We start from the raw sequence: 2309 nt of genomic DNA on the forward strand, positions 1-2309 counted from the left end.
ATTTTGGAAATTTAATAGATCATTTTTTTATTATTAACTTTACAATTAAAAATTACTATTTTTCGTGGGTTTTGAATCCTTTATAGCGATTAGAGGAAATTAAAGAAATGTACCGAACTAACTAATAGATTAATTAATAGTTAGAAGAGGTGACATGATGGAAGTCGTTCGTGCAAAATCAGAGCATATTACAGAAGTAGCAAATTTATTTAATCAGTACAGAATGTTTTATAAACAAGAAAGTAATTTAAATGGAGCGATTGATTTCATAACGGAACGAATCAATAACAAAGATTCTGTTATTTTTCTTGTGAAAGAAGAAAATCAATCTATGGGATTTACCCAGTTATATCCTTCATTTTCTTCAGTATCAATGAAAAAGTTATGGATTTTAAATGATTTATATGTAACTGAAACGGCAAGGCAAAAAGGAGTAGCTCAATTGTTGTTAAATGCAGCAAAGAAATTTGCAATCGAATCGAAAGCAAAGGCACTAGATTTACAAACTGCGATTGATAATAAATCGGCACAAGCATTGTATGAAAAAAATGGCTATCAGGTTGATAAAGAATTTCTATCGTATTCATTAAATTTAGAAAATCTAAAGTGATCTTCAAATAAATTGTAGTTGATAAAATATATGAAAATCTAGAACTATTATCAAATGCTTTAAAAAATGTTAAACCTTAAAATAAAACTAACTTGAAGGAGAAGATGATGCTTACAGTTAAAGGCTCATTTAATGAAGCTAAAATATTTACAGATAATGTGGAACAAGGAGCAATTGGGCAAATTATTGAACTATGTAATCAAGAGTTCGTGAAAAGTTCTAAAATTAGAATTATGCCTGATACTCATGCAGGTAAGGGGTGTACAATTGGAACGACAATGACGATTCAAGATAAAATCGTTCCAAATCTCGTTGGGGTTAACTAAAACGGCTCCAACGTTAAAAAACTCGCTCAATTGCTGGAAACCCTAACGTAAAATATAGTCGAGGGCAATCAGCAGCCAGAGGCTATGGTGACATAGTCAAATGGTTCAGAGACTTGCACGTTGTTAGCAGACGATTGTGCAGAATTATTCTAATTCCTAATGTCGGATGGAATGATTAACACGGCGAGCCTACAGAAGGAGCTGCAAACTCCGATGATTGTAGAGAAGGTATAGTCCACTCTCTAAGAAATTAGAGGTTAAAGTACGATATAGGTTGCGGAATGGAAACAATAAGAGTTTCACAAAAAGAAATCGATTTTCAAAAACTAGATGCTGTCATTCGTAAACATGTTCCATCAGGGTTTTCAATTCGAAATAATAAGCATGAATTTGTGAAGAAAATTGATTTTTCAAAGCTGTACTGTTTTAAAGAATTAAATGAAACAAGAACAAAACTAAGCTTAGGATCGCTTGGTGGTGGAAATCATTTTATAGAATGCAATGCTGACGAAGAAGGGAATATTTATTTCGTCATTCACTCTGGAAGCCGAAATTTAGGTAAAGTTGTAGCGGAATTTTATCAGAAAAAAGCGTATGAATTGTTAAAGAGCCAGTCAGAAAATCGTTCAAAAGTCATTCAGCAATTAAGGGATGAAGGCCGTGAAAAAGAAATAGAGGCAGTATTAAAAAATCTTCCTTCACAATATATTCCAAAGGATTTAGCTTATTTGGAAGGAGTTTGGTTTGATCGATATATGCATGATATGGCAATTGCCCAAGAATATGCTTTATGGAACCGGAAGGCAATGATGAATGAAATAGTAAAGAATATGGACTTAACAGTTGTTGAACAATTTACGACTGTTCATAATTATATTGATATCGAAAATATGATTCTTCGTAAAGGAGCGATTTCCGCTAAAAAAGGTGAAAAAGTATTAATTCCGATCAACATGCGAGATGGTAGTTTAATTGCAATCGGAAAAGGAAATCCAGATTGGAATTATTCAGCCCCTCATGGTGCAGGTCGAATTCTCAGTCGTTCAAAAGCAAAAGCAACTCTTTCACTTGATGAGTTTAAAGAAACAATGAAGGATGTTTGGAGTACATCAGTCTTAGAGAGTACACTTGACGAAAGTCCAATGGCTTATAAGGAAATGAAAGAAATCATTGAAAATACTAAGGATGCAATCGAAGTTATTAAAGTGATTAAACCACTTTATAATTTCAAAGCAAATTAAATCGATCTATATTATAAAACAAAGCCACCTTTAGGGTGGCTTTAAGATTGTTTACTAATGAACTATTTATGAGTTTGGGATTTTTAACTTTAGCTAATTATTAACTCATGAACCTGTCATGAGTAAGTAAAT

General features: G+C 32.4%; 2 protein-coding genes and 1 pseudogene. All 3 read left to right on the forward strand.

The window, feature by feature from the left end; translation table 11 throughout:
* The first annotated feature begins 157 nt into the window (after positions 1–157).
* The 3 genes and pseudogenes from CN514_RS20880 (at position 158) to CN514_RS20890 (ending at position 2177) form a co-directional block, all read left to right on the forward strand.
* Positions 158–610: a GNAT family N-acetyltransferase gene (locus CN514_RS20880; protein ID WP_098234236.1), complete on the forward strand. Its 453-nt coding sequence runs from the start codon at positions 158–160 to the stop codon at positions 608–610.
* 107 nt (positions 611–717) lie between these two features.
* Positions 718–933 (forward strand): annotated as a pseudogene (locus tag CN514_RS20885) (RtcB family protein); the annotation flags it as partial.
* A gap of 284 nt (positions 934–1217) precedes the next feature.
* Positions 1218–2177, forward strand: a complete 960-nt coding sequence (locus CN514_RS20890) for an RtcB family protein (protein ID WP_098234237.1) — start codon at positions 1218–1220, stop codon at positions 2175–2177.
* Positions 2178–2309: the final 132 nt, after the last annotated feature.

The sequence above is a fragment of the Bacillus sp. AFS001701 genome (assembly GCF_002559405.1).
In the GTDB taxonomy this organism is placed as follows: Bacteria; Bacillota; Bacilli; order Bacillales; family Bacillaceae_G; genus Gottfriedia.